At 50.7% G+C, this 24,422-nt stretch carries 19 protein-coding genes; 18 read left to right on the top strand and 1 reads right to left on the bottom strand.

Annotated features, from left to right (window positions below; translation table 11 throughout):
- The first annotated feature begins 156 nt into the window (after window positions 1-156).
- The 15 genes from ACJMM9_RS09690 to ACJMM9_RS09620 all read left to right on the top strand — a co-directional run bounded on the left by ACJMM9_RS09690 (window position 157) and on the right by ACJMM9_RS09620 (window position 18,685).
- Window positions 157-1,905: a 1-deoxy-D-xylulose-5-phosphate synthase gene (locus ACJMM9_RS09690; protein WP_405326177.1), complete on the top strand. Its 1,749-nt coding sequence runs from the start codon at window positions 157-159 to the stop codon at window positions 1,903-1,905.
- A 36-nt stretch (window positions 1,906-1,941) separates the two neighbouring features.
- Entirely contained in the window at window positions 1,942-3,108 is a 1,167-nt protein-coding gene (locus ACJMM9_RS09685; protein WP_405326175.1) for an alpha/beta hydrolase, read from the top strand.
- A 116-nt stretch (window positions 3,109-3,224) separates the two neighbouring features.
- Window positions 3,225-3,665 (top strand): rhodanese-like domain-containing protein, encoded by a 441-nt coding sequence (locus ACJMM9_RS09680; RefSeq protein WP_405326173.1) that lies wholly within the window; start codon window positions 3,225-3,227, stop codon window positions 3,663-3,665.
- Window positions 3,666-3,744: 79 nt separating this feature from the next.
- A complete protein-coding gene (ribD, locus tag ACJMM9_RS09675) occupies window positions 3,745-5,019 on the top strand; it encodes a bifunctional diaminohydroxyphosphoribosylaminopyrimidine deaminase/5-amino-6-(5-phosphoribosylamino)uracil reductase RibD (RefSeq protein WP_405326171.1) in 1,275 nt (424 codons plus the stop codon).
- 160 nt (window positions 5,020-5,179) lie between these two features.
- Window positions 5,180-5,779 (top strand): riboflavin synthase, encoded by a 600-nt coding sequence (locus tag ACJMM9_RS09670; protein ID WP_405326169.1) that lies wholly within the window; start codon window positions 5,180-5,182, stop codon window positions 5,777-5,779.
- Complete coding sequence (locus ACJMM9_RS09665) at window positions 5,766-7,013, top strand: bifunctional 3,4-dihydroxy-2-butanone-4-phosphate synthase/GTP cyclohydrolase II (RefSeq protein WP_405326168.1); 1,248 nt, start codon at window positions 5,766-5,768, stop codon at window positions 7,011-7,013. The genes ACJMM9_RS09670 and ACJMM9_RS09665 overlap by 14 nt, the downstream gene beginning before the upstream one ends.
- Before the next feature lies 1 nt (window position 7,014).
- Window positions 7,015-7,482: a 6,7-dimethyl-8-ribityllumazine synthase gene (ribH, locus tag ACJMM9_RS09660; RefSeq protein WP_405326166.1), complete on the top strand. Its 468-nt coding sequence runs from the start codon at window positions 7,015-7,017 to the stop codon at window positions 7,480-7,482.
- Window positions 7,483-7,484: 2 nt separating this feature from the next.
- A complete protein-coding gene (gene nusB, locus ACJMM9_RS09655; protein WP_405326164.1) occupies window positions 7,485-7,925 on the top strand; it encodes a transcription antitermination factor NusB in 441 nt (146 codons plus the stop codon).
- A 5-nt stretch (window positions 7,926-7,930) separates the two neighbouring features.
- Window positions 7,931-11,137, top strand: a complete 3,207-nt coding sequence (locus tag ACJMM9_RS09650; RefSeq protein WP_405326162.1) for a DUF2723 domain-containing protein — start codon at window positions 7,931-7,933, stop codon at window positions 11,135-11,137.
- A gap of 16 nt (window positions 11,138-11,153) precedes the next feature.
- A complete protein-coding gene (locus ACJMM9_RS09645; RefSeq protein ID WP_088639851.1) occupies window positions 11,154-12,092 on the top strand; it encodes a glycosyltransferase family 2 protein in 939 nt (312 codons plus the stop codon).
- A gap of 32 nt (window positions 12,093-12,124) precedes the next feature.
- Complete coding sequence (locus ACJMM9_RS09640; RefSeq protein WP_405326160.1) at window positions 12,125-12,838, top strand: polyprenol monophosphomannose synthase; 714 nt, start codon at window positions 12,125-12,127, stop codon at window positions 12,836-12,838.
- 213 nt (window positions 12,839-13,051) lie between these two features.
- Complete coding sequence (locus tag ACJMM9_RS09635; protein ID WP_405326158.1) at window positions 13,052-14,716, top strand: glycosyltransferase family 2 protein; 1,665 nt, start codon at window positions 13,052-13,054, stop codon at window positions 14,714-14,716.
- A gap of 63 nt (window positions 14,717-14,779) precedes the next feature.
- Entirely contained in the window at window positions 14,780-15,037 is a 258-nt protein-coding gene (locus ACJMM9_RS09630; RefSeq protein ID WP_173353554.1) for a Trm112 family protein, read from the top strand.
- On the top strand, window positions 15,034-17,583 hold the full coding sequence (locus tag ACJMM9_RS09625; protein ID WP_405326155.1) for a tetratricopeptide repeat protein: 2,550 nt from the start codon (window positions 15,034-15,036) through the stop codon (window positions 17,581-17,583). The genes ACJMM9_RS09630 and ACJMM9_RS09625 overlap by 4 nt, the downstream gene beginning before the upstream one ends.
- A 1-nt stretch (window position 17,584) precedes the next feature.
- Window positions 17,585-18,685 (top strand): type IV pilus twitching motility protein PilT, encoded by a 1,101-nt coding sequence (locus tag ACJMM9_RS09620; RefSeq protein ID WP_088639846.1) that lies wholly within the window; start codon window positions 17,585-17,587, stop codon window positions 18,683-18,685.
- Between the two features lie 110 nt (window positions 18,686-18,795).
- Here ACJMM9_RS09620 and ACJMM9_RS09615 read toward each other — a convergent pair whose 3' ends face one another.
- Window positions 18,796-20,820, bottom strand: a complete 2,025-nt coding sequence (locus ACJMM9_RS09615; RefSeq protein ID WP_405326153.1) for a carbohydrate-binding domain-containing protein — start codon at window positions 20,818-20,820, stop codon at window positions 18,796-18,798.
- A 184-nt stretch (window positions 20,821-21,004) separates the two neighbouring features.
- On the opposite strand from ACJMM9_RS09615, the gene ACJMM9_RS09610 reads away from it, so the two are divergent.
- From ACJMM9_RS09610 to ACJMM9_RS09600, 3 genes are read left to right on the top strand one after another with little or no spacing between them, the layout of a single operon-like run.
- Window positions 21,005-22,624: a hypothetical protein gene (locus tag ACJMM9_RS09610; RefSeq protein ID WP_405326152.1), complete on the top strand. Its 1,620-nt coding sequence runs from the start codon at window positions 21,005-21,007 to the stop codon at window positions 22,622-22,624.
- A 5-nt stretch (window positions 22,625-22,629) separates the two neighbouring features.
- Entirely contained in the window at window positions 22,630-23,919 is a 1,290-nt protein-coding gene (locus tag ACJMM9_RS09605) for a U32 family peptidase C-terminal domain-containing protein (protein WP_405326150.1), read from the top strand.
- Window positions 23,920-23,946: 27 nt separating this feature from the next.
- Complete coding sequence (locus ACJMM9_RS09600) at window positions 23,947-24,420, top strand: hypothetical protein (RefSeq protein WP_405326148.1); 474 nt, start codon at window positions 23,947-23,949, stop codon at window positions 24,418-24,420.
- The last annotated feature ends 2 nt before the right edge of the window (window positions 24,421-24,422 follow it).

Raw genomic sequence — 24,422 nt, 5'->3', positions numbered from 1 at the left:
AGAGAAAACCCAAAAAATTTCAGGAGGAATCTTCTGATTTAGAAACGCAGCTGCTTGAGTTGGTGGTTGGCTTTATTTGTCAACCATTGAAAAATTTTTTTGCGAAACTTTTTGTATATATTACTAAAGGTCACCTTTAAAAATAGTTTGGTTCCTATGCTCCTAGAAAAAATCAAGTCCCCGGCCGACGTGAAAGCGTTGGACATCAAGAGTCTCGAACAGCTTGCCGCCGAAATGCGCACGGCACTCCTTAAAAAGCTTTCCAAGCGTGGCGGCCATGTGGCGCCGAACCTCGGATTTGTAGAAGGGACGATTGCGCTTCACTACGTTTTCGATTCTCCGAGGGACAAGATTGTCTACGACGTGAGCCACCAGAGCTACAGCCACAAGATGCTCACGGGCCGCGCCCAGGCGTTCTTGGAAGAACCGCATTATGGCGATGTGACGGGCTATAGCGAACCGACCGAAAGCGAACACGACTTTTTTATGGTGGGGCATACCTCTACGTCGGTAAGCCTTGCGCTTGGCCTTGCGACCGCTCGCGATGTGCTGCGTGAATCGGGCAATGTGATTGCGGTAATTGGTGACGGTTCCTTGAGCGGTGGCGAAGCGTTTGAAGGTCTCGATAACGCAGGCGAATACGCTACGAATTTTATCGTTGTGGTGAACGATAACGAAATGTCCATTGCCGAAAACCACGGCGGGCTTTACAAGTCCCTGGCAGAACTTCGCGCGACTGCGGGCAAGTCTGAAAACAATTACTTTAAGTCGCTTGGCTTTGATTACAAGTATCTTGAACAAGGTAATGATATCGCTTTGCTCATTGAAATTTTCAAGTCCGTGAAAAATTCGACGCGCCCGGTCGTGGTGCATCTGCATACGCAAAAAGGCTGTGGCTATTCTTATGCCGAACAGAACCGCGAAGGCTGGCATTGGGCGGCTCCGTTCAATATCGAAACGGGCGAAATCAACTGGGGCAGTGGCGAAAGTTACGGCGAAATTCTCGGGCTCTACCTCATGGCAAAAATCAAGAGCGACCCGAAGGTTGTCGTGATTCATTCGGCTGTTCCGGCGGGGATTGGCTTTTATCCAGCCCGCCGCAAAGAGGCGGGCAAGCAATTTATTGATGTGGGCATTGCCGAAGAACATGCGGTTGCGCTTGCATCCGGGCTTGCAAAGGGTGGCGCAAAACCTGTGTACAGTACGCATGGCACGTTCATTCAGCGTACCTACGACCAGCTTTCGCAGGATCTGTGTGCCAATAACAATCCCGCAACGATTCTTGTGACGATGTCTGGTGCAGATGGCATGAACGATACGACGCACCTCTGCATCTTTGATATCCCGATGCTTTCGAATATTCCGAATCTAGTTTATCTGTGCCCGACGTGCGTTGAGGAATTCAAGACGATGGCGGATTGGGCGATTGATCAGACGGAACATCCGGTGGCGATTCGCGTGCCGAACGCTGTACATCACCGCAGCGACATTTTTGAAAAGGATTATTCTAACCTCAACAAGTTCAAGGTCGTGCATCGTGGCGAGCGCGTGGCTCTGATCGGCCTTGGCGATTTTTACCAGCGTGCCGCAGCTGTGGCGCTTGAACTGCGTCGCGAAGGTATTGATGCAACGCTTGTGAATCCGCGTTATGCAAGCGGTGTTGATAGCGACTTGCTGCATGAGCTTTCCAAGACTCACAATGTGTTTGTCACTCTTGAAAACGGCGTGGTCGAGGGCGGTTTTGGCCAGAAGGTGGCGGCTGCTCTTGGCGATACAGGTGCGAAGGTGCTTGTGCGCGGGCTTTCCAAGGAGTTCTATGACAAGGTGAGCTTTGCGGATCTCTGTGAGAAAAATCACTTGAATCCAGTTCAGGTTGCAAAAGAGGTCGTTGCGTTGATTTTGTAATCTTCGCCGCAATAAATTTTTTGTATTATGTAGCGCATGAAAAAGGTTAAAATAATCGTCATGATTATTCCGCTGGTGCTTTTCTTTATTGCATGGGCGGTTTATGTGTATTTTGCGAACGCCGAAGCTATGCAGGAAGTGAAGTTAGATAGCACTTCTATTATCGATGTGCATCCTGATGTGATTGAAAAATCGATGTCCCAGGTGCAGACTGACATGGAACTTGGTGAACCTTTTAAGGTTTATCCGATAGAGACGAGTCCTGATAGCCATGCTGTTTTTCACTCGACGCTTATAGAATACCCGTTTGGGAGTTCTCCTCGTGCGGGCGAGCAGAATACGAGTTTGCGTGGTATTGTCCTTTATGTGCATGGGTACAATGATTATTTTTTCCAGAAGGAACTAGCTGAAAAAGCGGATTCCGCTGGCTTTGCGTTCTTTGCGATTGATTTGCATTATTGCGGTCGCTCGTTTGTGTCTGATGAACCCCGTAGTGACATGCGTAACATCAAGGAATTTTATGCAGAACTTGATGTTGCTGTTGAACTCAGCAAGAAAATTGCTGTAGATGACTACGAAGAGGCGGAACATGTTCCTTTTGTGATTATTGGTCATTCTCTGGGAGGCTTGATATCGGCTCTTTATGCGAATGATCGTAGCGAACAGCGCTTTGCGGCCCTTGTGTTGAACAGCCCCTTTTTTGATATGAACTATAATTGGTTCCTGCGCAAAATAGGGTTTCCGCTTGTTTCTGAAATGGGGCTTTTCTGGCCTGATTTCTGTGTAGGTTCCACGGGCGATCCGAATTATGCCTATTCACTTTTGAAAAGTGAAAAGGGCGAATGGGAGTTCAATGAAACCTTGAAAAGTTCCTCCCGTCCAGATATGTATTTCGGCTGGCTCCGCGCGGTTATGAACGGTCAAGGCCGAGTCCACTCTAGGTTGAATATCAAGTCTCCGGTGCTGGTTATGCATGGAGACTGTAGCGCAAAAGGTGAAGAATGGACGGATGATTATTTGCATTGCGATGGGGTCCTGGATGTGGATCATATTGAAGAGTGGGCGCCGTATCTTGGAGATTCCGTAACGACGACGACGATTCCTGGCGGCCTTCATGATTTGTTCCTCTCGCGTAAGGACGTTCGCGACAAGGCTTACCAAGATGCATTTAGCTTTATTGACGCCCATGTGAAGAAAGATTAGATTTTCAATGCTTTACGTCATTCTGAACCTCAAAGGGGTGAAGAATCCAGTGCATATTTTATATGATGTTTTAAAAAACAGTTATCTTTTACTTTGAATTTTCAAGGAGTACGTAAATGAATAAATTATTGGCGATTTCTTTTTGCGCTATGTTGCTTGCTACGGCTTGCGATTCTTCTGAAGAACAGAAAGCGCAGGCTGTTGTAAAGAAAGTTGAAGCTGTACAACCGGCTGCTGCCGTTGTTGAACAGAAAGTAGCGACGATTACGACGATTGACTGGCCGAAGGCTTTGGATATGCACAAGGCTGGTGCTGTCCTTATTGACGTGCGTACCCCGGCTGAAGTGGCGAAGGGCATGGCGGCTGCAACCGCTATCAACATTCCGCTTCAGGAAATGCCGCAGCGCTTGAGCGAATTCCCGAAGGACAAGGACTTGTTGATTTACTGCCGCAGTGGCAAGCGCAGCATGGCCGCTTCCAAGTTCCTCGTTGAAAACGGCTATACCCGGGTGTTCAACGTCGAAGGTGGCATCCTCGCACTCCCGCCGCAGAACTAAACGTTCGCCCTTTGAATGTTCATCCTGACTTGTCATCCCGGACTCCGTTCCGGGATCGCCATCTTGAGTTGCTAAAGACATGACCCCAGAAATCACAAACTACATGCAGTTTGCCTTGGAGCAAGCGTTCTTTGCGATAGGCGAGAGCCGCCCGAATCCGGCGGTCGGTGCCGTTGTCGTCAGGGATGGAATTGTCGTGGGGAAGGGGCGCACTCAGCGCCCTGGGAGCGCTCATGCTGAAGTCATGGCGTTACGCGATGCGGGTGAACTTGCTCGCGGCGCCTCCATTTTTGTGACGCTGGAGCCGTGCTGCCATTACGGTCGCACTCCGCCTTGCACCAAGGCGATTATCGAGGCCGGAATCCAGAAAGTCTATTTCGCACATTCCGACCCGAATCCTCTTGTGCATGGGAAGTCTCGCAAGATTCTTGAGAATGCGGGAATTGAAGTTCACGAAGGCGTGGACGCTTGCATTCTCGCTTGCGTCGAGGATTGCTCAAACGGTGAATCTTGTTCGGAATGCCGCGTCTTCGAATTTACGAGTCTTTCACCTCAAGACAAGGCTGCTCGGGAAGCTGAAGGCCGAGCCGTCTTTGCCGAAGTGGAACGCTATTTTGAAGCGTATGATTATTTTGTACGCACTAAGCGCACGTTTGTCGAAGTCAAGTCTGCCATTTCGCAAGACGGATTTATGGGTAGCGTTGATGCTTCTGGCAAGCGTTTGCCGCTTGCGATTACAAAGCAGGGCGCGAACTGCTGGAATCACGAACTCCGTGCGATGAGCGATGCGATTCTCGTCGGCGCGGGGACGCTCCTTGCCGATAATCCGGGACTTGATGTGCGTTATGCCGCAGGCAACAATCCCGTGAAAATCGTCTGGGCGGGTCATCACGAATTTAGCGCCGATGAAATTTCGCGTTTGAAAATCTTCAGTGCTGGCGATGTAACGCCAATTGTTTTTTCGTGCGTGGCGCAACCGAATTTGGTGAATGTTGCCGATTGCGTTGTGTTACTTCACGATTCGTTTGCTGAAAATTGGTGCGCGATGGTTGACGACTTGTCTGCTCGTGGAATGCACCGCTTGATGGTGGAACCCGGCGCAGCTCTTGCGCGCGAACTGTTCAAAGGCGTATGTGGCGACTTCTCGCAAAACGCCCCAAATGCGTACCCTCTCTGGAACCGCCTCGATCTTTGGCGTTCCACCGACACTTCCGTCGATATCACCCTCGAAAATCTCATTGAGTCCGGTGCTGTCAAGGCTGGCCTCGAATACCCCGAATTGCCCGCCAATATTGTCGCTAAAGAATCCGCCGTCATCGGCCCCGATGTGCTGACCGTGTATTATCCCAATTAGATAAGGGTAATCCGCCTTAAAAGCCCTTTCTCTCTCGTCTTTGGACTTTCGCTTCGCTCAAGTCCCAAATGCTTGCTTCGGTCATGTCCAAATGAATTTGGCCACGACTCTCAGCTTATGCATTTGTCGTCTTTCGTCTAAATTGCTAAATTTGCACCGTATGTTTACGGGTATAATTCAAGCAACCGGCGAAATCATTTCCCTCGAAAACAGGGGAGACGCGCTTACCATGCGCATGAAGTCGCCGGGATTCTTCAAAAACAGCAAACTGGGCGACAGCATTGCCAATAATGGCGTGTGCCTCTCAGTTGAAAACTGTACCGATGACGAAGCTACGTTCTGTCTCATGCACCAGACCGTCGTGAATACGTCCTTCCAGCAGGCAAAAGTCGGGGATCTCGTGAATCTCGAGTATCCTTGCCGTGCCGATAGCTTTATGGGCGGTCACTTTGTGATGGGGCATGTGGACTGCACTACCGAAGTCTTGCGCGTCACTCCGCGCGAAACGGGCGTGGAAGTCGATTTGGCTCTGCCAGCTGACTTGCGCCGCTATGTCATCCGTCGTGGATCCATCACTTTGAACGGCATTAGCCTTACGGTCGCCGAAAAAGGGGAGGATTACATCCGCGTCTGCATTATCCCCGAGACCTTAGCCCGCACGAATCTCAGGAACTGGGTGCCTGGCACCATGGTGAATGTAGAAGTCGATATGCTCGGCAAATATATTGAAAACTATCTAAAGGAACGTGACCTTGCTTAATACGATTGAAGAGGCCATTGAAGATTTCAAGAACGGCAAGTTCTTGGTCGTGGTTGATGACGAAGACCGTGAAAATGAGGGCGATTTCATTATCGCCGCCGAAAAGATTACTCCCGAAAAGGTGAACTTCATGCTCCACGAGGGGCGTGGTGTGCTTTGCTGCCCGCTTCCGATTTCTCGCTGCCGCGAATTGAATCTTACGCGTCAGACTGCTGAAAACACCTCCATGCTCGGCACTCCGTTCACCGTCATGGTCGACAAGCTCGAAGGTTGCACCACGGGTGTTTCTGCCCACGACCGTGCCGCAACGATCCAGGCTCTCGCCGATCCGAATTCCAAGCCCTCGGACTTTGGCCGTCCGGGGCACATTTCTCCGCTTTACGCTCAGGAAGAAGGCGTTCTGCGCCGTGCAGGTCACACCGAAGCTGCTGTGGACCTTGCAAAGCTCGCCGGTCTCCGCCCGGCTGCCGCTCTCATCGAAATCATGAACGAAGACGGCACGATGGCTCGTATGCCGCAGCTTCAGGAAGTCGCAAAGAAGTTCGACCTCAAGATTATCTCGATTCGCGACTTGATCGACTACCGCCTGAGAAATGAAAAGCTGGTGCAGCGTGTGGCTGCCCCGCACGTTTCTACCAAGTACGGCGATTTTACGGCTTATGCCTACCGCAGCAAGACCGATGGCGTCGAGCATGTGGCCTGGGTTGCCGGTAATCCGGACTTTAGCAAGCCGGTTTATGTGCGCGTTCACAGCGAATGCCTCACGGGCGACATTTTCGGTAGCCTCCGTTGCGATTGTGGCGACCAGCTTGCCGCAGCCATGAAGTTTATTGGCGAACACGGTGGCGTGTTCCTTTACATGCGCGGTCAGGAAGGCCGTGGCATCGGTCTTTGCAACAAGCTCCGCGCTTACGAACTCCAAGAAAAGGGTCTCGACACAGTCGAGGCGAACCTGCACCTTGGGTTCAAGTCCGATTTGCGCCAGTACGGTACGGGCGCTCAGATTTTGGCGGACCTCGGCGTGAAGGAAATGCGACTCCTCACGAACAACCCGAGCAAGATTTCTGGCATTTCCGCTTACGGTCTCAAGATCGTGGAACGTGTGCCTATCGAAATCAAGCCCAATGAAATCAACCGTTTTTACCTGCGCACCAAGAAAGAAAAGATGGGCCACGAACTCCATCTCGACAATGCGGATCATGGCGCAGCTGAAGTTTTAGATGAAGGAAAATAAGATGAAAGAATTCAAAAATTCCCTCAATGGTTCTGGTTTGAAGGTCGCGATTGCCGTTGCCCGCTTCAACGAAGTGGTGACTGACAAGCTCCTCGAAGGCGCTGTCCGCGAACTCGAAACGCTCGGCGTCGATAGCGACGATATCGCTGTGGCTCATGTGCCGGGTGCTTTTGAACTGCCGGGCCTCTGCCGCAGGTTTGTGGATTCTGGCAAGTACGATGCCGTGATGGCTCTCGGTGCCGTTATCCGTGGCGAAACGGGGCACTATGACGTGGTTGTGAACAATTCTACGGGCGGAATCGCATCGCTCGCTGCCGAAGGCAAGGTTCCCGTGATTCTCGGGATCCTTACGACCGATACGGTCGATCAGGCGATGAACCGCGCTGGCCTCAAGGCCGGAAACCTCGGCTGCAACTGGGCAAGAACTGCCGTCGAAATGGTAAATCTTTACAAGCAGATTGGGAAATAATTATGGCACAAGTAAGTTTTAGACCTGCTCGCGTCTTTGCGATGCAGTTGCTTTACGCAATGGAAATTTCTGGTGGCACGGTTGCTGATGCTCTCCCGGGCGTTTTGGAAGCCCAGCCGCTCCAGGACAACATGAAAAAGTACGGCATGAAGCTTGTCGACTTGGTCCTTGCACACAAGGCCGAACTCGATTCTGAAATCGAAGCCTGCTCCGCTCATTGGGGAATTGAGCGCATGGCTACTCTCGACAGGATTGTCCTCCGCATCGCGATGGTTGAACTTTTGTATGTTCCTGAAATCCCGATGAAGGTGGTCATCTCTGAAGCGGTTCAGATTGCCGCCAAGTTCAGCACGGATTCTTCGGGTACGTTCGTGAACGGACTCCTCGCCGGATTCTTGCAGAAGCGTGGCATGGTTGCAAACAATACTAAGAAGGATGCTTAATTTTTATGAAGATTAACGAGAAGTGGCATAAGCACATCTTTGCCGGTATCGCTGGCTTTATTGCTTTGATCGTTTACATGATGACGATGGCCCCGACGGTCTCTTTCTGGGACTGCGGTGAATTCGTCGCTTGCGCTAACACGCTTGGCATTCCGCATCCTCCTGGAACGCCGTTCTTCGTGTTCTTTGCCCGTGCGGTCATTTTACTTTTGCCGTTCGTGGGCGAAATTGCAAAGCGCGTGAACTACATCTCCGTGGTGAGTTCTGCCGCGACGGTCTATGTGACAGCCCTCTTTGCCTGGGAACTCTTGGCAACAGTCCTCAAGACGGACTCCCTTGCCGAAAAGATTTCTGAAAAGATGCGCACATTTGTGCTTGGCACAGCCGCTCTCGTCGCAGGTTTCCTCCTCACGTTCTCCGATACGTTCTGGTTCAACGCGGTCGAAGCCGAAGTCTATGGCGTTGCGATGCTCATTTTGATGCTCGTCTCTTACTTTGGTCTTGTCTGGTACAACAAGCGCGAAGAATCGGGCAGCGATAAGCTTCTCATCTTCATTTGCTATATCGCATTCCTTGGCGTGGGCGCACACCTCTATACGATGCTTACCGTCCCGGCCGTGTTTGTGCTCCTCCTTGTCGCTCAGCCGAAAAAGATTGTCGAACGCATTCCCATCTGGATTACGGGTACGCTCCTCTGCTCCGTCATCTACATGGTGTCTAGCTTTATTGAAATTTCCCTGATTTGTGTTCTTGTTCTGGGGCTTGTCCTTCTGTTCAGCAAAAGGTTCCCGTTCCAGCAGACGGCTGTGGCCGGTTTGTCGATTCTTGTCGCTGCCGCCTTGTTGATGATTACGGATAGCTGGCCTATTACGATCATTGGTACTTTGATTGTTGCTGGTTTGGGTTATGCTGGCATTAGCCAGGGTGTATTCAGGCGTTGTGAAGCTGGTTTTAAGCGTAGCTTCCTTCTTTCTTTCGCTTTTGCGTTCTTTGCTTTGGTCGGCTATAGCACCCATCTTTACATCCCGATCCGTTCTGAACTCAACCCGACGATTGATGAAAACGATCCGGAACTCAACATCCGTGACGAACAGGGCAACCTCCAGCTCGGAAACCTTTTCGAAGCCAAGAACTGGGATGCCTTCAACGCATTTATTGAACGTAAGCAGTACGGTTCCGAAAGCATGATTTCCCGTGCTTTCTATCGCCGTTCCCGCATTGCCCACCAGGTGCTCTCCTTCCCGAGCATGAGCTATGGTGGTTACCAGATGGCCCAGTACTTGCCGACAAAGGTCGGTGGGGTGAACTACGCCAACGGTGTCTACACGTTTGACGCTTCCGAAAATGAACCGGTCGAGCGTTTGGGCTTCAAGTTCCCGACGCAGATGTCGTTTATGGGCGACAACACCTTTATGCAGCTTTTCTTCTTCTTGCTGTTTAACGGTCTTATTGTTGCTACTTGCGTTTATGTCTATAAGCGTAACAAGCATCTCGGAATCTTTGTCTCGACGCTTTACGCCCTTTGCTCGCTTGGCCTCCTGTTCTATATCAACTTTGCCGATGGCACTCGCATGGAACAGCGCGACCGTGACTACTGGGTTAGCGCCATGACTCGCAATGTGGCGGACTTGAACAATGCCGGTGCTGGCATCACGTCTCTTCCGGACCCGAACGAACTCATCGACCTTCGCCAGACGATTGATTATTCCAAGCTTGCGATTGAACGCCTCCGCATGCGCAACGCTCCGGCATCCCGAATTGCTGAATTCGAAAAGAAGATTAGCGATGCCGAAAATACAGCCGCTTGGAGAAACTGGCAGAAGATTGAAGAAAGCTTTGCCCGCTTTGGACAGCGCGCCCCGTTCCCGGAAGCGGTCCACATGGAAGTCCGCGAACGTGACTACTTCTACACGCCGGCATTCATCTTCATGAGCATGATTTACGGTATTGGTGCTGGTATTCTCGTGCTGCTTGCTGCAACGACTGCAACGACGGCTGCTTTTGCCTCTCCGATTGCCGCCGCACTCGTGCTTGTTTCGCTCCTTGTTCCGAGCATTTCGAACTACAAGGAACATGACCGTTCTGGCCTCTGGGTTCCTTGGGATTATGCTTATAACCTCCTCAACAGCTGCCGCCCGAATGCAATCCTTTTCACGAATGGCGATAACGATACGTTCCCGCTGTGGTTTGCTCAGGAAGTCGCTGGTATTCGTAAGGACGTCCGCGTGGTGAACCTCTCCTTGGGCAATACGGACTGGTACATCAAGCAGATGCTCGTGAATGAACCGATTCTCAAGCTTTCCTATACCAAGGAAACCATCGATAACGACTTGGTCCTTGACAATAGCAGCGCCAACAACCCGAACCACCTTGTTTCGACTTGGGTGCGCCGTGCGGAATCACTGAAGCCCAAGCTCAAGGAACGCATCGACCAGATGGAAGCCGCCGGAAATCTCTCCCAGGCTGATTCTGCCAAGCTTCTCCAGTTCAAGGTGAACTACCAGGTCTGGGACGCATTCCTGGATTGGGCTAAGAGAAACCGTTCTAGCATGATGCTCACGCAGTACAAGCTCGTGATCGATCTTGCTCTCCAGAACATGGATAAGCCGATTGAAATTTCGACGACTGTCGGAACTTCGAACTTCATGGGTCTTGAAAAGTACATGGTCCAGGAAGGCATGGTCTACAACTTTGTGAAGGGCGACCTCACGCCGAAGCAGAATGCATTTGATGCTCAGAAGACTGCCGCTCTCATTGATAGCGTGTATAAGTTCCGCGGTCTTGGCGATGGCTCTGCGTACATCAATTCCGAAACGGAACGTTTGCTCAGCAGCTATGTCTCGCTCTATTTGCAGATCTCGTTTGATGCCCGTGAAAAGATTTCGGCCCTCATCACGAAGAAGCCGTTTACCAAGGCCGACAAGGCTGAAGTCGAACGTATTGCTAACGATGCCGCCAAGTATCTTGAGCTGGGCATTTACCAGTTCCCGAGAGAATGGCGCAACTACTGGGCCGCTTCCTATGTCTACGCTTCTGCGGGCATGAAGGCTAAGGCTATCGATGTCGTGAAGCGCGGTCTCGAAAACATCCCGGATTACGATGCTCCGGGTAAGAGCCGCCTTACGATGAGCCTCCAGCAGATCGAATCTATTACGGACGAATCGCTTAAGGTTGATGAAGAACCGGCACCGGCTGCCGATGCTGTAAATTAGTTCTTGAGGTATTGTCATGGATTTGAGCTTGGTTATCCCTGTTAAGGAAGAAAGTGAAAATCTTCCTGAGTTGATGAAGGAAATTTGGGCCGCAATCGAACCGACCGGTATGGAATTCGAGGTGATCATCATTGATGATGGTAGCCGCGATAATACATGGGAAGTTGTCGAAGGTCTCGCCAAGGAATATGGTGTAAAACCTGGATCTTCGATGAGTGCGTTCCGTTTCCAGTTCAACTGCGGCAAGGCCGCCGCACTTGCCCTTGGTTTTTCCAAGGCTCGTGGCAAGTATGTCGCTACGCTCGATGGCGACTTGCAGGATGACCCGCTCGAAATCCCGAAGATGATCAAGATCCTCGAAAGCGGTTACGACCTTGTCTCTGGTTGGAAGATTCGACGTCTTGACCCTTGGCACAAGACGATGCCTTCCAAGCTTTTCAACTTGACCGTGTCGATGGTCTGTGGCAAGCGCCTGCACGATTTCAACTGCGGCATCAAGGCTTATCGCAGCTCCGTTGTCCGCTTTATCCAGCTCTATGGCGACTACCACCGCTTTATCCCGGTGATGGCCAAGTGGCAGGGCTTTCGCATTACGGAAATGCCTGTCGCGCACCGCGCTCGCGTCCATGGGGTCTCGAAGTACGGCGTTTCCCGTTTGGTGAGTGGCTTTTTGGACTTGGTATCCCTCATGTTCATGCGTAGCTTCTCTTCGAAACCGCTCCATTTCTTTGGGCTGATTGGGCTTATTTTGATGCTTTTCGGTCTTGGCACTTGCGGTTATTTTGGCTATGAATGGTGTGAGACTGGGGCGATGCATGTGCGTCCGCTTCTGTTGGCCGGGGCGTTCTCGCTTGTCATGAGTGTTCAGTTCTTTTCGCTTGGACTTCTTGGCGAGATGATGAATGGCAACAAAAAACGCTCTTATCCCGTTTCTGATACCATTGGCGAATTGTAATTTGTGTAGATTTGTGTTTAGAGAGGTATTTTATGGCGTTCCCTAAGAGTTTGGTTATTGTTCCGACCTACAATGAAAAGGAGAATATTCTCCTCATTATGTCGGCCATTTTGGAACAGAATGATTGCTTGGAAATCTTGGTGGTGGATGATGGTTCCCCGGATGGTACTGGCGACCTCGTTCAGGCCGAAGCCGACAAGAATCCCAGAATCCACTTGATCCGCCGCAAGGGTAAGATGGGTCTTGGCTCCGCCTATGTGATGGGTTTCAAGTGGGCGCTTGAACGCGATTACGAGCGCGTTTTCGAAATGGACGCCGACTTTAGCCATAGCCCGACGGATCTGAACCGATTCCTGGAAACTGCCGAAGATGCCGACCTTGTGCTGGGTAGCCGTTATCAGGATCACCGCATCAGCGTGGTGAACTGGGATTTGCGCCGCCTGATTTTGAGCTATGGCGCGAATGTCTATACGCGACTTGTGACTGGCCTCCCGATCAGCGATGCGACGGGCGGCTTCAAGTGCTTCCGCCGTGAAGCGTTGCTGGCGCTTAACCTCGACAAGATGAAGAGCGATGGTTACTGTTTCCAGATCGAGACGACCTTCAAGATATGGAAGAAGGGTCTCCGCGTGAAAGAAATCCCCATCATCTTTACGGACCGCACTCGCGGCACTTCCAAGATGAGCGGCGGGATCATCTCCGAAGCGTTCTTCCTCGTGCTCAAGCTTCGCCTCGGCCTCGCTTAAGCAATTCGGAATTAGGAAGTATGAATTAGGACTAATGCATAGGGCGAGTGAAGCAGGATTGCTTGCAAGCCTATTTTCGAGTCCAGCATTAGGTACTTGAGTAAAACGAAAGTACAATTGTTTAATAAGGCGGCTTTGCCGCGATTATTTAAACTCCGAATTCCGAAATCATAATTCCGAATTAATACAACAACTTTCTACTGCTAATTGCTCATGCTTTCCTGTTCTGTCATTATCATTGCTTATAACTCTTGCGACTTCATTCCGGCATGCCTTAAGTCCGTCCGTGACGCATGCGAAGGGATCGATTCGCAGATTATCGTTCTGGATAACGGTTCTACCGAGCCGATCATTCCCGAAATCAAGAACTTCTTCCCGGAAGTGGAATGGATTGACTCCAAGGAAAATCTGGGCTTTGGCAAAGGCTGTAACCTTGCCGAAAAGCATGCGACCAAGCCATACTTGTTCTTCATCAACCCGGATACGATCATTTCAAAGAACGCTTTCCGCGAAATGCTCCAGTTCATGGAAGAGCATCCGGATGCAGGCACGGTCGGTTGCCGTATCTTGAACGAAGACGGAACGCTGCAGTGGGCATGCCGCCGTTCGTTCCCGACGATTGTTTCTGCTGTTTCCAAGACAATTGGCCTTGCTTCGCTCTTTCCGAAAAGCAAGACGCTTGCAAGCTATAACATGACATACGCCGACCCGGACGAGATGATTGAAGTCGATGCCATTAGCGGCTCGTTCTTCTGCATCCGCCGCGATGTCTATGAAAAGCTGAACGGCTTTGACGAAGATTTCTTCATGTACGGTGAAGACTTGGACCTCTGTTTCCGCACCAAGGAAATGGGTCTCCACAACTATTACACGCCGGTCACGAATATTTTGCATTTTAAGGGCCAGAGCTGCCGTACGCGCCGTTGGGGTTCGTATGTGGATTTCTACAAGGCGATGCTGATCTTTGTGAAAAAGCACAAGGACCTTTATTTTGTTCCGAATTTCCTTGTGTCGTTCGGAATCCTTTTTGCTGCTTTTGTGGGCATGTTTTCGCGCCTTATCCCGAAGTTCTGGAAGATGTTCCTCGACTTGGGTGTGCTTGTCGTGTGGGCGCTTGTCGGCTTGAACAAAGGGATTGATGTTGCTATTACTGATAGCCCCACCGCAGGCTTTACTGCCGTGCATGGCATTTTGGACTTGGCTCAATTTGAGGACTGGTGGCTTGTGGGGCTTGTCACCATTGTGAACCTCGTGTTTCTCGTGTTCCGTGGTGAATACACTGTGTCGAGCCTCAAGGGCGAAAAGTTCCTGCGTTACCTGATTCCGCTGAACTTGCTTACGGTGGGCGGGTACGCTGCGTTCCGTTACTTTACCCAGGTTTCCGTTCTTGGAAACAGCGCTAGCTCCTTACCGTATATTGGTAGGGACTGGTTATTCATTACGATTTTCTCCAGCCTCTTTATTCCGCTTGCGCTCCTTGCCTGGCGTCGCGTTGCGTTCTGGATAAACTATTTCTACCGTATATTTGCGAAAAAACGCCACCGCTCCATCTTGCTGGGTGGCCGCGAAGATTCCCTCAACAACTGGTTCGACAGCTACAACGTGATCCCGGGCATTGAAATTCTCGGCTGCGTGAGCTCTGAACCTGAAAAGTTGAGCGAAGAAAACCGCAAGCATCTCCTTGGACCGCTTTCGGACATGGAGTCCATCTGCAACCGCACGGGCTGCCGTGAGCTTTTGGTGGTCTCGAATTTCTCGGGTTACCGCGAAGAATTCAACATCAACTGGCTCGATAAACTGGGTATGTGCGTGTATTTGCTTATTGGAAATGGCAAAAACGGCAATTTTGCCCTTGTAAACCTTAAATATCTTCGTTAAAATTTGCCCTTTTTTGTAAAAATGTGTTATTTTTTTGATGAAATAACACATTTAAAAGGTCTTATGCTCGATTCTAAATTGTTAAGTATTCTTTGCTGCCCGGAAACACGTCAACCTCTTTCTCAAGCGGGCGAGGATTGCATCGCTCTTTTGAACAATGCTATTAGTGCCGGCTCACTCAAGAACGCAGCTGGCGAAGCTATTACTGAACCCCTGACCGAAGCGCTTACGACACCTGATGGTTCCCGTGTCTATCCGGTTCGCGACGGTATACCTGTACTTTTGGCGGATGAAGCTGTTCTTCTTCCATTGGAGAAATGATGGCTATATCGTTGGATTCTCTCAGAAAGGCTGTAAAAAAGAATAAGGGGCGTTCTCAGGCTCTTGCCTGGCTTGCCGACATGGAACGTGCTTCGGGTGATTACGAAGCCGCCTTGAAAATTGTCGATACGGCTCTTGCGGCTTCACCTTCCGATGTTCCTGCAATGTTGGTCCGTGCAAAGGTCTTGGCAGGTCAGCAGGATTATGCGGGGAGCATCTCGCAATATAAGAAGGTGCTTGCCAAGGATCCGTTCTGCCTCTCTGCTCATAAGAGAATGGGTGAATCCTACGATAAGCTTGGTAAGGTTGCTGAGCGAAATGCCTGTTTCCGCCGTGTTCACGATATGGACCCGCTGGATCCGTTCTGGAAAGAGGAATACGATGTTCTCCCAGAAGAAGAACAGGCAAGTCTCGTGCCGCCACCGATGGACGAAAGTTCGTTTACGATGGACGTGAACGATGATGCTGAAAATGCAGAAACCAGCGGTGAAGACAATATCTTTGCAAACCTTGCAGCTTCGCTTCCGAATACTGATGAAGAAGACAATTCTTCAATGGAGGCTTTGCGTAATTCCCTGAATTTTGCTTCCGATGATCTTTCCAAGAATCCTGATGGTTCTGAAATTCCTGATTTTGATCATGTGCTGAACTCTTCAGAAGTTTCTTCTGCCATTTCTGGCATCCTGGGCGGTGATGACGATCTCGATGTTGTGGATTCGGGCAAGAAGGCTGTTGCCGAAGAAGAACCGGCAACGTCATCTCTCTTCTCGCATTTCTCGGATGACGAAAAGGTTGATGATGCCGAAGAATCCAAGCAGGAGAGCGTCTCTGATGAACTGATTGATGAACCGCTCGAAAAGATTTCTGATGAAAAGCTTGATGAGAGCGAGTTTAGTCTTGATAGCTTGGATGAACCGCTGGATGCAGATAAAAAATCAACGAATGTTGACGATGCATTCTCTTCGCTGCTTGGCGACGACGAACTCCCGGAAGAATCTACGGCTGACACTTCGTCCAGCTCTGAGTTAAATGAAGAGAAACCGCTTGAAGAAAGTCCGCTTGAAGAAAGTTTGGATGCGCCAGATGAAAATCCGACAGAAAAGGAAAATCTCGTTGCTGAATCTTCTGAAAGTGGCATTCCGACATCGCATATGGATTTCTCGGATGAAGCCGATGCCGTTGAGTCGGACGATCTTAATCTAGATGAAACACCGGAAGAGGTGGCGCCAAAGACTGAAGATGCCGGAACGAATGTTGATGATGCTTTCTCGTCGCTTTTGGGTGATGATGAACTCCCTGAAGAACATGCTTCTGTAGCTCCAGAGTCCGATGAAAATTCGTTTGGGAGCTTGTTTGAAAAATCCGCCGATGCCGACTTCAACATGAATGAAGATGTTTCAAAGGAAACGACGGATTCTGTTGCCGCATTCACGGATGAAAAGGCTCCTGAAGCGGAAAAAACTGAAGAACCTGCTTCTGGGGAATCTTTGGGTGGCTTGTTCGAAAAGTCTGCTGATGCAGGCTTTAGCATGGACCAAGATACTTTGTCTAATGCTGCAGGCAATGACGCTGTTGAAAAGGCTCCTGAATTTACGCCAACGGAAGCTGCCGAGAATATTGCTCCGGCAGAAGGTCTGGTCCCGACTTCTCATATGGATTTCTCGGACGAAGAGGACCTGTCCAAGCCTGAAGATGATTTTGTCTTGAATCTGGATGAATCAAGCGAATCTGAAAAAAAGGATGAAGAATCGGCTGCCGAAGACGTTGACGGTGCTTTTGATGCGCTTTTTGGCGATGATGAAGCTCCTGTAGAAAATGCTCCAGCTGAAGAACCTGTTGCTGAAGAATCTGTCGCAGAACAGCCGAAAGAAGAAAGCCTTGCTCAGGAAATGGGTGGTGCTTTTGCTTCCATGTTCGGTGACAAGGACGATTCTTCTCTTGCGGAATCTGCTCCTTCTTCTGAAAATTCGGTCGAAGAAACTCCAGCCGAAGAATCTTTGAGCCAGGAAGCGACAAGTGCAGAACTTGAAGAGAGCGCAGTAAAGGAAAATGTAGAAAAGGGCGTCGAAGAATCTTTTGATAGCATTTTTGGCAAAGATGATGATTTGGATTTGCCGGAAGAACCTGTTGCAGCTCCCGTCGCAGAACAGGCTGTAGAAGAGACTGCTCCGTCTGCTGAACTCGATTCCATCGATTCCGAAGTCTCGAACGCATTCAAGGGACTGTTTGACGAAGACGATTCCCTGCCTGAGTCCGATGAACCGAACAACAACGGCGTAGACTACCTGATGTCCGGCGATTCCGATGACGAAGTTTCAGCAAGCCTTGTTGAAAATGCAGAAGCTCCGCTCTCTCGTGGCGCCGCTGATCTGGATGACAGTCTGAATACGCGTACGCTGGCCGACATTTACATGGAACAGGGAGTCTACGACAAGGCTCTAGATATTTATTCGGATCTCGCCAAGAAAAATCCGGATAATGCTGAAATTCAATCTCGTCTGGAAGAAGTAAAGAAACTCTGCCGCGAAAAGTTTGGAGAAGTCTAATATGGCTGAACTTCGCATTGAACAGCTCTTGCGTGAAATGGTAAACCGCAAGGCGTCTGACTTGCATTTGCGAGTTGGCGTTCCGCCTGTTTATCGTATCAATGGTGCTTTACAGAGGCTTTTTGACGTGCGCATCGATAGCGCTATGATGGATTCCTTCTTGGATGATATCATGAATCGCGACCAGAAGCAGCGCTTTGAAGCGAACAAGGAATGCGACTTTGCCGTGGGCGCCCGCGACATGGGGCGTTTCCGTGTGAACGTGTTCCGTCAGCGTGGTTCGATCGCAGTCGTGATTCGTCATATCAAGGCCGTAATTCCGCCGTTTGAAGAATTGCATTTGCCCGAAGTCATTCGCGATTTGGCTTTGACCAAGCGCGGTCTTGTGCTTGTGACGGGTACGACGGGTTCTGGTAAGTCGACGACGCTTGCTTCGATGATTGACTACATCAACCACAAGGAATCCGTAAACGTCATTACCGTCGAAGACCCGATTGAATACCTTTATAAAGATAACGTAGCGATTATCTCGCAGCGTGAAATCGGCGTGGATACGCTTTCGTATGCGAATGCGCTCCGTGCGGCTCTCCGTCAGGACCCGGATGTGCTCCTCGTGGGCGAAATTCGTGACCTTGAAACGATGCAGATTGCTTTGACGGCAGCTGATACGGGTCACATGGTCTTTGCGACAATCCATACGACGAACGCCGTGGAAACGATCCACCGTGTGCTTTCGATGTATCCGCCGCACCAGCATGACGAAGTGCGTTTGTTGCTTGCCGAAGTCTTGGCGGGCATCATTTCGCTGCGCCTTTTGCCGACGAAGGATGGCAAGGGGCGAGTCCCGGCAGCCGAGATTCTCGTGAATACGGGCGCTATCAAGGAATACATCCAGGACAAGAACAAGATTGACATGGTGGAACAGGCTGTTGCCGAAGGCCACATCCAATACCATAGCCAGACGTTCGACCAGGCGCTCCTGGAGCTTTACCAGAATGAGCAGATTTCGCTCGAAACGGCAATGAACGCTGCGACGAACCGCGATGACTTTGACCTTAAGATTCGTGGTATTTCCGGCACATCTGACCGCGGCTGGATGTAGTTTAGACGAAAGACGAGAGAAGCCGGAAATTGCAATAAGAAAGGCGAGCAAATGTGCTCGCCTTTTATCTTTAGTCTTTCGTCTGTAGGGCTAACAGCCCGTTCTTTCGTCTATTTCGTATAAACGCAGCGATCGGTGCTGTTCCCGAAGCAGGTCTTGGTCATGCCGCTTACGCTGCTCATGGCGGCCGGCTTACCTACGCTAGAAACCATTTTGCTACCAGAGAAGCTTGGCTTGAACGCGATATCCGAAGTGCCGTAATAGCTGTTGGTGTCAAAATTGACGCTGTACTGCGTACCTTCTTCAGAATTGTTTGTCCCGAATCCGAGAAGCTTTGCGTTTCCGGAAATGGTTGTGTTGCCGTCGGAATCGACCATGCCGCCCATACCGCCGTTCATGCGGCATTCCACGATGATGACGCCGCCAGAGATATCAATGTTGCCGTTACTGTCGATGCCGTCTGTGTCGCCTGTGCCGACGTAGATGTAGTGGTAACCGCCCGTGACCTTGAGGTTGCCAGTGCTACCGCCCATGCCGCCCGGGAATCCACCGCCACCGAATCCGCCGGGGCCGCCACGACCCGTGTTGCCGCCTGTTGTGGAGCTTGTGCCGCCAGCCGCATTCCAGCCGTCGTCCGTGGTGATGACGCTCGTGATGCCGCCTTCAAAGTTCATGTCCGGGGATTCCATGCCTTCGTAAGCGATGGTGACGCTCACGTTCGCGTTGTCCTTGACGTAGAGGGCTTTTTCGGCATGAACACCGTCATCGTCTGTAGCGATGGTCATTGTGCCGCCGCTGAGCGTGATGGTTCCGCCGCTATGGAGACCGTCATCGCGGCTGTTGATGTCGATTACGCCACCGCTAATGGTAATGCTCGAATCGCCCTTGATGCCCTTCATGCTTTCGGTTGTAGAGCAGGAGCTACCGCCCATGCCGCCAGGGAATCCTCCCATGCCGCCGCGGCCGCCTGTCGAACTTGTGTTGTTGCTGAGGCATGTCTGGCCGCCGCCAGCTGTTATCTTGATGCTCGGGCTCTTGGATTCGCCGTTTGCAACGACGACGGCGTTTGCCGCCGTGATGCCGTCAAATGCGGACGTTACGGTGATTGTGCCGCCCGTGATTTCTATGGAACCCTTGCCGGATGCCAAGTCTGCTGCATCTTCGGTATCGCTCTTGATGCCATCGCCTTCGGTCGTGGTGATGTTGATGGTACCGCCACTAATTTCGACGGAACCTTTACCCTTGAGACCGTTGTTCTTCGCGTTTACGGTGATGAGGCCGTTTTTCACCTTCAAGTCATTGCTGGTATGGATACCGTTGTTGTAGTTTGCCTTGACGATAAGCGTACCTTCGCCCTTGATGGTGAGGTCGTCCTTGGAGTAAATGCATGCGCCTGTCGTATCGGTCTTGGCTTCGCCGGAGTCGTTTGTGTAGTTGTATGTTTTGGTTCTCGAAGATGCGTCCGTGAATGTGTTGGTCGTGCCGTTCTTGGCGACAACGAAAGCCTTGCTTGCCTTTTGAATGTAGATTGGGGCGTCTGTCGTGTTTGTCAGCGTGAGGCCCTTCATGTTCAGGTAAACAGAGGTGTCTGTCTTGGCGGTATTCACGAGAATCTGGGCGTCGCTACCGCTGTAAGAACCGCTAAAATCGTATTCGCCACCGCACTTGATCGTGACGGTACCGCCTGTAACGGTGACGCAGTTGCCTGCGTTTGTGACTGTGGCGCCGCTAGCAGCGTAGGCGATGACGGCGCGGTCCCCGGGATTTTCGTTAACTTGTTCGGGCTGCGCGCTGGAAGAGCTTTGCGCGGCCGGAGTGCTCGAGTAGGCTGTGTTTGCACTGCTTGTGCCGTTGCTGTTGCTGCTTGCGGGGGCATTCCCGGAGCTGCTTGCAGGAACATTTGCGGAACTGCCCGGAGCGGAATTGTCGGGAGGTAATTCGCTGGAGCTTGAAATATCAGAGTCGCTGCTTTCAAATGTGGGTGTTGACTGGTTATCGCTTACGCTACTGGAGCTTGCGTCGATTTCTTCACCTGCGTTGTAAAAATCTGCCGCTGAAGTCGAGTCCGAACAGGCGGTATACATTGCTAATGAAAGGCTTGAAATGCAGCTTATTGTCAGAAGTTTTTTATTCATAGAAATTCTCCCATTCAACATTTTCTTAAAACCTATTATTTGTAGGATCATATTTGAATGTTCAAAATGCGGTTTAAGTTTTTTATCACATGTCTAATCGGAACGAAAAGTTCCATGCGGAACGAAATGGCTCAAATTTCTGCAATTTAGCGAATCTTGCTATCGAAAATGCTAAATTTGCAAAATGATTTTGAAGAAGGCTTTCCTTTTTGTATCATGTGCATTCCTTGTTGCTGCAAGTGTATCTTTTGCTGCCTCTCCGGTCATTGAGCCTGAACATTCCCGCAACTTGCGTACTCTGGAAACGGCTCCGATGCTGTTTGAATACCATCGACAGACGACGGGCAATGAGCGCCAGTACTTTACGTATCCGCGCAGGGATACGACTTTCCGCAAGAACTTCACGAAAACGGAAAGTGATGCCCTGCTTTATTACGATAGCGAGCGCGGAGCAGGTATTTTAGGAAAGGGACTTGGTTCTCCTGATTCTGTGATTCCTCGTTTTGGTATTGCCGCAAGCCTTGTCGGCGGTATAGACTACCGAAGTGGCGAATCTCTCGGCGATACGGTTTGGACGGGGCGAGATTATCGTTTGAATAAAAAGTCGATTGGCGATACGATTTGGCCTGCTCTCGATGGCGGTATTTACTTGCGTGGCTTTATCGATTCCGTTGACTTTGTGTTGGATGCTCGTATTTACAATGAAGGGCACTCGGCTAGATGCTTGCGCAACGGAAGTTCTATTTCGTGTCCGAAATCCTATGATGGTGAATTTTTGGAAATCCAGAGAGAGGAAAATAATTCCGGCGTTGAATACACGAGTTACGCACGCTATCGTACGCATTTCGCTTTTAATTACGACTGGCTGCGTCTCGATTTTGGCCGCGACGTGATGCACTGGGGGCCGGGTTACTACAACAACCTCACGTTGAGCCAGTTCTCGCTTCCGTACAATATGCTGAGCCTTGACATGATGATAGGACCTCTTCGCGTGATGAGCTTCTATGCGGACTTGCGCATCTTTAACAGCATGAGTTCGTCGAACAAGGATAATTCGCGAAACCTGTTTGGTCACCGTTATGAACTGGCCGTGGGCAATGCGACGTTCGGCATCAGTGAACTGACGGTCCTTTATGACGACATGAAGCCCTGGCTGTTTGTCCCGACGGCTCCGCTGTTTATGGAAAAGGGGAATTTCTCGGAACCCAGCAATAACGGCTCTATTTCATTTGATTTCAACTACCGCCTGTTTAACGCGGTGCGCCTTTATACGGAATTTTTCCTGGACGATATGGAATCTCCGATTAGCCTTATCCGAAACGACAACATTGAAGCCAAGTGGGCTTGGATGGCTGGTTTCCAGGCGGGCCATGATTTTTATTACAAGGGGCACAAGATCGAGGCGGGTACGATTTTTGAATACGCCCGTGTAGAACCTTATGTGTATTCGCACTTCAAGAAAAATACGGCCCAGGTGGCGCATCTCGGATTCCCGCTAGGCAACCAGGGCGGTCCGAACAGCCGTACGATTGACTGGAATGTCTTTGCTCGCTTGGATGGCTGTATCTTTGCTTCTGTTCGCCAGACGTGGTTCTGGAAGGGAACGGATTACGGTAGCGCTGTAAACGATACGACTCCGGGATCGAACCATATGAAACTTTCTAAGAAGTTCCTTGGTGGCGCAAAACTCCAGTACATGCTTACGCCTGCGATAAGCTACGAAGGTAGGCGTTTCTCGTTCCTGGGAGAACTGACTTTGATTGATGATAAAAAAGCGTATATCCGCGCTGGATTCAAGTGGTAGAATTTATGAAAAAGCCTGAACTTTTAGCACCTGCGGGTGACCTTGTACGAATGAAGTATGCATTTGCCTACGGGGCGGATGCTGTCTATGCTGGGCAGCCGGCGTTCTCGCTGCGCGCTCGTGAAAACGGTTTCAAGAACCTCGATGACCTTGCCGAAGGCATTGCGTATGCGCATGAACATGGCAAGAAGTTCTACCTCACGAGTAACGTGATTCCGCGTAACGTGAAGGTGGAATCGTTCCAGAAAGCTTTGAATGCGGCACTTGAACTCAAGCCGGATGCCTTGATTGTCGCGGATCCGGGCTTTGTGGGCTGGCTTTTGAAGGAACACCCGGAAACGGAAGTTCACCTGTCTGTGCAGGCGAATACGACAAACTATCTTGCAGCCTCGTTCTGGAAGAACTTGGGTGTACGCCGTATCATCTTGAGCCGTGAACTTCGCCTGTCTGAAATTTTGGAGATAAAGAAACAGGTCCCGGACCTTGAACTTGAAGTGTTCGTCCATGGTGCAGTTTGTATGGCCATGTCTGGCCGTTGCATGCTTTCGAACTGGGTGACGCACCGCGACGCAAACCAGGGCGCCTGCGACAACAGCTGCCGTATGCCTTATCGCTTGTATGCGAACTCCGGTCCGCAGGTCGAGGACTATCGTGAACATGAAGGCTCTTTTGCGCTCCAGCGCACCGACCGCCCGGAACTTGACCCGATTGCGCTCGACGAAGACACTTGGGGCACCTACTTTATGAGTAGCCGCGACCTCTGCGCTCTGGACGTGATTCCTGAACTCGTGGCGGGCGGGCTTGATTCTTTCAAGATCGAAGGCCGTACGCGCTCCGTGTATTACTTGAGCCAGGTCGTGCGAGCATACCGCATGGCGATTGACGCCGTGGCCGAGGGAAAGCCCGTGCCCGAAGAAAGCCGCCGTGCGATTACCTTTGTCGATGGGCGAGGCTTTATGCCGGGATTCTTGCGCGGACCGTTGCCGCAGAACTATGAAGCGACGCATGTGGATGCCGCTGGTGGCTGCGTGGCGGCCCAGATTAAGGATTTTGATGAAGCTACGGGAGCCTGCCTCGTGAACGTGAAAAATCCGTTTTCCATGGACGATTCCTTGGAGCTGATGACTCCCGATGGCATGCAGAAGTGCGAAGTCGAGGAAATGCTAGATTTCCGCGGCGCCGCTGCGGATCGGTTGAATCCGGGAACGGAAGGGCGCGTTTTTCTGGGAAAAAGTACCTTAAATAACGAAAAAAACGCCAAATTCAGCTTCCTTGTGAAGCGGGCAAAAGTATAAGATTCGGTAAAAAAATAGATTTGGAACATGGCTGTCGATAAAGCGACTAAAGAACAGGATGAACTTGAACTTTATCAGATCGATGATAAAGCGATTGTGCCATTCTTCCAGAAACACCTGGAAGAGTTGCGGCAGTTCATTCACGATCATCAGTGCAATGATCATCTTTGCTTGCTGGTATTGCTAAAGCAGTTTATTCGTACTTACCGCATGCCGTTCAATATGCAGCGCTATATGGAAGTCCAGAGGACATTCATCCAGCGCTCGTTGCACGACAAGATTCAGGACCGCCAGCAGGCTGTGAGCCACTGGATTCAGGAGTTTGCCGGTCGCCATCGCAACCGCATGATCCAGCTGCAGTGCTTGTATCTCGATCGCGTGAAGGACCGCTTGCTCCCAGAAATCGAAAAGCTGCTCGAAAACCGGATCGACCATCTGCAAGAAAAGCTCGGGGAAAATGGCGGGCAAAATAATCCACCGCCACCACCGCAGAATCCGTAGGT

The organism is Fibrobacter sp., from assembly GCF_045112255.1.
Classification (GTDB): Bacteria; Fibrobacterota; Fibrobacteria; order Fibrobacterales; family Fibrobacteraceae; genus Fibrobacter.
The sequence above is the reverse complement of the archived record's forward strand: the minus strand, read 5'-3'. Positions and strand labels throughout refer to the sequence as shown.